The sequence below is a fragment of the Novipirellula sp. genome (genome assembly GCF_041583735.1).
Lineage (GTDB): Bacteria > Planctomycetota > Planctomycetia > Pirellulales > Pirellulaceae > Novipirellula.
Window position 1 is genome coordinate 1 of the sequence record NZ_JBFHFD010000673.1, and the last position, 4,694, is coordinate 4,694.

At 55.6% G+C, this 4,694-nt stretch carries 2 protein-coding genes; both read left to right on the forward strand.

Annotation, left to right across the window (positions count from 1 at the left end; all coding sequences use genetic code 11):
* Positions 1-169: 169 nt before the first annotated feature.
* A complete protein-coding gene (gene galT / locus ABX962_RS30665; RefSeq protein WP_372725276.1) occupies positions 170-1,348 on the forward strand; it encodes a galactose-1-phosphate uridylyltransferase in 1,179 nt (392 codons plus the stop codon).
* 468 nt (positions 1,349-1,816) lie between these two features.
* Positions 1,817-3,982, forward strand: a complete 2,166-nt coding sequence (locus ABX962_RS30670; RefSeq protein ID WP_372725278.1) for an alpha-amylase/4-alpha-glucanotransferase domain-containing protein — start codon at positions 1,817-1,819, stop codon at positions 3,980-3,982.
* Positions 3,983-4,694 lie beyond the last annotated feature (712 nt).

The window sequence follows — 4,694 nt, forward strand, 5'->3', positions numbered from 1 at the left end:
CAGCAACTTTTCGCTAATTTTGTCTCGCCAAACCCTACGAACATCCGTTAGGATCTCGTATGGTCCCTGCACCCCCACAGGAATTGGTGCACTAAAATAAACCTGTTCGTGAAGTAGTACCTTGATCGAAAACGCCCCCTCACGAGTCGCGGATCGAAACAAAAATCTGGTGCGTCTACAGAGACGCGACGGGGCCTCTGCAAAGCCCGCCGCCCCCGAGGCTGCGACGCAATTGCCCGAACCGAGCGGTTGTGCCGAATCACGGCTCAATCCGATCACCGGCGACTGGACGATCTTTGCACCTCACCGCGAAGCACGTCCCGATCAATTTGGAACCGAGCAACGAGTTCCAAACACGACCGCGTTGGAGTGTCCGTTCTGCGCTGGCGAAGAACACACGACCCCGCCGCCAACCTGGGTTGCCAAGATTACCCCGGACGACAGCTTTGAAGTGCTGTATCCGCCCAGCAACGGTAACGCGGTATCGCCGGCCACACTGCGAGATTGGTCGGTCCGAGTCGTCCCCAACAAATTTCCCGCAGTGACGGAATCCGCAATCAAACCCGCTCAGAACGATTTACCCAAACGAACCAACCCGCTGTTTCAAAGCAGCAAAGTCATTGGGGGTCATGAAGTTATCATTGAATCCCCCAATCACGTGCAATCGATCAGTGAATTGGATCTGACGGAAATCAAACTGATGTTGGTGGCTTACCAACACCGGTTGAGCCATTGGCGAATGCAACCAGGCATTCAATACATCAGTTTGTTCAAAAATGTTGGTGGCGACGCGGGAGCTTCGCTGCAACATAGTCACAGCCAATTGCTGGCGAGCGACCAGATGCCCAATTCGGTTGAAAACATCAACGAACGCATGCGGTCGCATCAAGCCAGAACAGGATGTTGTTTGCAGTGCGATATCATTCGCGCCGAATTGAAACAGAAGAAACGGATCGTGGCACAAACCAATTCCCTTGTTGCCTACTGTCCGTACGCCAGCCGCTTGCCGATGCTGCTGCGTGTGACCACCAAAGACCACGTTGACCATTTCGATCAGCTTTCGTTCGACGTCCTTGACGACTTGGCGAGGATGATCAAACGAATGACTGGCTGGCTCGAAACGCTGGTCCCCAACGCCTCGTACAACATGTTGCTGCACTCGCGGCCTCCGGGCGCCCATGGCAATGCCGAGGCATTCCACTGGTCGCTTGAATTCTTTCCCAGGATCACGCGTGTTGCCGGGTTCGAGTGGAGCAGCCAGTGCATGATCAATACGGTGCTGCCCGAACTGGCCACCGAAAAATACCGCAAATGTGCTGCCGCAGAGAACCCGCGGCTCGTGCTGTAGCCCGTTGAACGAACGCGCCAATGCGAGTGCTTGGTCAGCGGTAAATCGCGTGAGAGTTCTGATTCGCTCGGCATCTATCACAAAAATCTTGACGGCTTCCGCTACAACCAACGCGACCGTGCGTTGCTGCTTAACCGTCCTTACAAAAATTCAAGCGTGAATCATCGGGGCTCGTCATTCTCCAATGCGGGCGGTGCCTCTCTCGACAGCTCGCCGCCGTGCCGATTCGCATCCAATTTTTCTTGAAAATGCGGCAAAAATGCCGACACTTCGCGACCCCAACACGAAACTGCAGTTTGGGTAAATGAATCGGATCATTCTGGCCGATACAAGCTCTAACAGTGTCATGGTCAACTGCGTCAGATAGCGTCCCTGGGTCGATTCCTAGCGTGATCGCTTGCGGCAGAGTCCACAGCACTGGGTTTGTGATCGACCGAATCTGTCCCTTTCAACCCCATCATCACACCTATGACGCCGCACGCTTATCTCTGTTTGGTTCTGCACAACCATCAACCAATCGGCAACTTTGATGGGGTTTTTGAACAAGCGTATCAGGACAGCTATCTGCCGTTTTTAGAAGTATTCGAGCCTTTTGAAGCGTTGCGAATCTCGCTGCACACCTCGGGTCCGTTGATGATGTGGTTGGCCGATCGGCACCCCGAGTACGTTGATCGTCTGCGGATGCTGGTCGAAGCGGGCCGCGTCGAAATCATTGGTGGACCTCAATACGAACCGATCTTGGCGATGTTGCCACGCCGCGACCGGATCGGCCAAATTCAAGCCTACAGCAATTGGCTACACCGCACCTTGGGTGTCCGTCCTCGCGGGATGTGGACTCCCGAACGCGTTTGGGAATCTTCGTTGACAAGCGATGTCGTCGACGCAGGCATTGAGTACACGGTACTGGACGACTTCCATTTCCGAGCCGCCGGACTTCGCGATCCTCAGTTGACCGGTTATTACTTGACCGAAGATGACGGCCGCGTGCTGCGGGTGTTCCCCGGATCCGAGCACCTTCGCTACACGATCCCATTCCAAAGCGTCGACGCCACGATCGACCATTGTCGCGATTTGGCACATCGGTCGCCTGGGGTCGTATTGACATTTGGTGATGACGGCGAAAAATTCGGTACTTGGCCTGACACCAAAGTGCACGTCTACGAAAAAGGCTGGCTTCGCTCGCTGTTTCAGTCGCTGACCGCCAACGCCGACTGGCTCAAAACCGTCACGCTCGAAGACGCGATCACCCACACCGCACCGGTCGGCAAAGTTTACTTGCCCGATTGCAGTTATCGTGAAATGACCGAATGGTCGCTTCCTGTCGAGGCACAAGAAACGTTTGACGACGTCAGCCACGCGATGGAAGATCACCCGCAGTGGAGCGATCTGAAAAACTTTGTACGCGGTGGTTACTGGCGTAACTTCAAAACCAAGTACGACGAAACAAACGAAATGTACGCGCGGATGATGGACGTCAGCCGCCAACTCGCCGAAATCGAAGCCACCGGCATCGGTGCCAGCGAGATCTCGCAAATCCGCGACGACCTGTATCGCGGCCAATGCAATTGCCCCTATTGGCACGGCGCGTTCGGCGGCATTTACCTGCCACACCTTCGCAACGCAATTTTCCAACACTTGATTGCAGCGGACAACGAGCTGGAACGACTCAGCGGTGTCAATGAACACAGCGTTCAAGCAACCGCTTCGGATTATGACTTCGATGGGTACCAGGAAGTCCGGCTCAGCAACAATCGCTTGTGTGCATGGTTTGCACCGGGGCGTGGTGGCCGCATGTATGAATTGGACGTTCGCGAAATCCAGCACAACCTGCTCGCGACACTTCAACGTCGTCCCGAAAGCTATCACCGCAAAGTATTGGCGGGTCCAAACACCGGAGGCGATGAAGTCGCAAGCATCCACGACCGAGTCGTGTTCAAGCAAGAGGATCTGGACCAGCGTCTGCAATACGACCGATTCGCTCGCAAGAGTTTGATGGACCATTTTTACGACAACGATGCGACTTTGGAAAACGTCGCTCGGGGCGAAGCAACCGAACGCGGCGATTTTGTCGAATTAGCGTTCCAAACCAAATTGCGTCGCGGTGCCGATCGAGTGCAAGTCCAAATGCGTCGTGATGGTAACGCCTGGGGTATTCCGATCTCGTTGACCAAGGCGGTGACGATGCACGCGGGCAGCGATCGTTTGACGGTTGCCTATCTGCTCGAAAACGTTCCGCAAAACCAACCGCTGCATTTCGGTATCGAGTTGAATTTTGCTGGCCTGCCATCGGGTGCGGACGACCGTTACTTCTCGGACGTCAACGGTCATCGACTCGGACAGCTTGGCGAGGAATTGGACCTTGAGAATGCACTTGGACTGAGCCTCTCGGACCGCTGGCTCGGCATCGATGTGTCGCTTGAGATCAATCGGCCTAGCGGCATCTGGGCGTTCCCGATTCAAACGGTCAGCCAAAGTGAGTCCGGATTCGAATTGGTCCACCAAAGCGTTTGTGTGCAACCTCACTGGATCGTCACCGGCGACGAAAACGGTCGCTGGAGTGTCGAGTTCGAACTGGCCGCATGCTGCGAGCAAAAGTCGGAAACCGTTCACGAACAAGAAGTGATCCGGCTGTAAGCCAGGGTGTGAGTTCTTCTTCCGGCCTGTGCTGCAGTCACCTCTCCACCTGAGGAAGAAGACTGCTGATTTAGTGGCACGCGAATAGGCCGGAGGCCGAAACATGGCCTGCCGTTGGCGTGAGCCAACGGTTTAGGGGCGACCTGTCGCCGTAAGGCCGGAGGCCGACACTCGGTGGCTCACGCCCAATGCCATCTACTTTGGCCCTCACCGAGTGTTTTTTATAGCGGAGCGGCGCGAGCCGCCCGGTAAATCCCGAACGTTTCACTCGCTGCGACCGGGCCGTAGCGACGCTCGCCAGAGCGTGGAGGGATGCCGCACAAATACGAGTCACCACCTTCTGGCGAAGGTAGCTACCCGAGCCCGCATTGCGGCACGGCAGCCTTGTCCGGCGGCCCCTCTTCTTTTTCGGGCATTTTCTCTCTTGCCTGGGGCACATTGGCCGCGTTCGCAAACGTGCGAACACCCCTTAGGTTTGTGGTGTCTTGCCTGGAACCACCCTCCCCCCCAATAATATTTGTAGGTTTTCGCGTGACAACCTGTTGGCGAACCGGCCAGGACATCTAGAGGACACACCGCCATCAACCCCACGGAACTCTCCTCGTCCGAACTTTTGCAACTCGCTCGGGCAGGAGATGCTGCGAGTGTGGGAGCGCTGCTATCAAAATATGGCAATTACATGGAGGTGATTACTCAGGCCCAGCTTGATGCG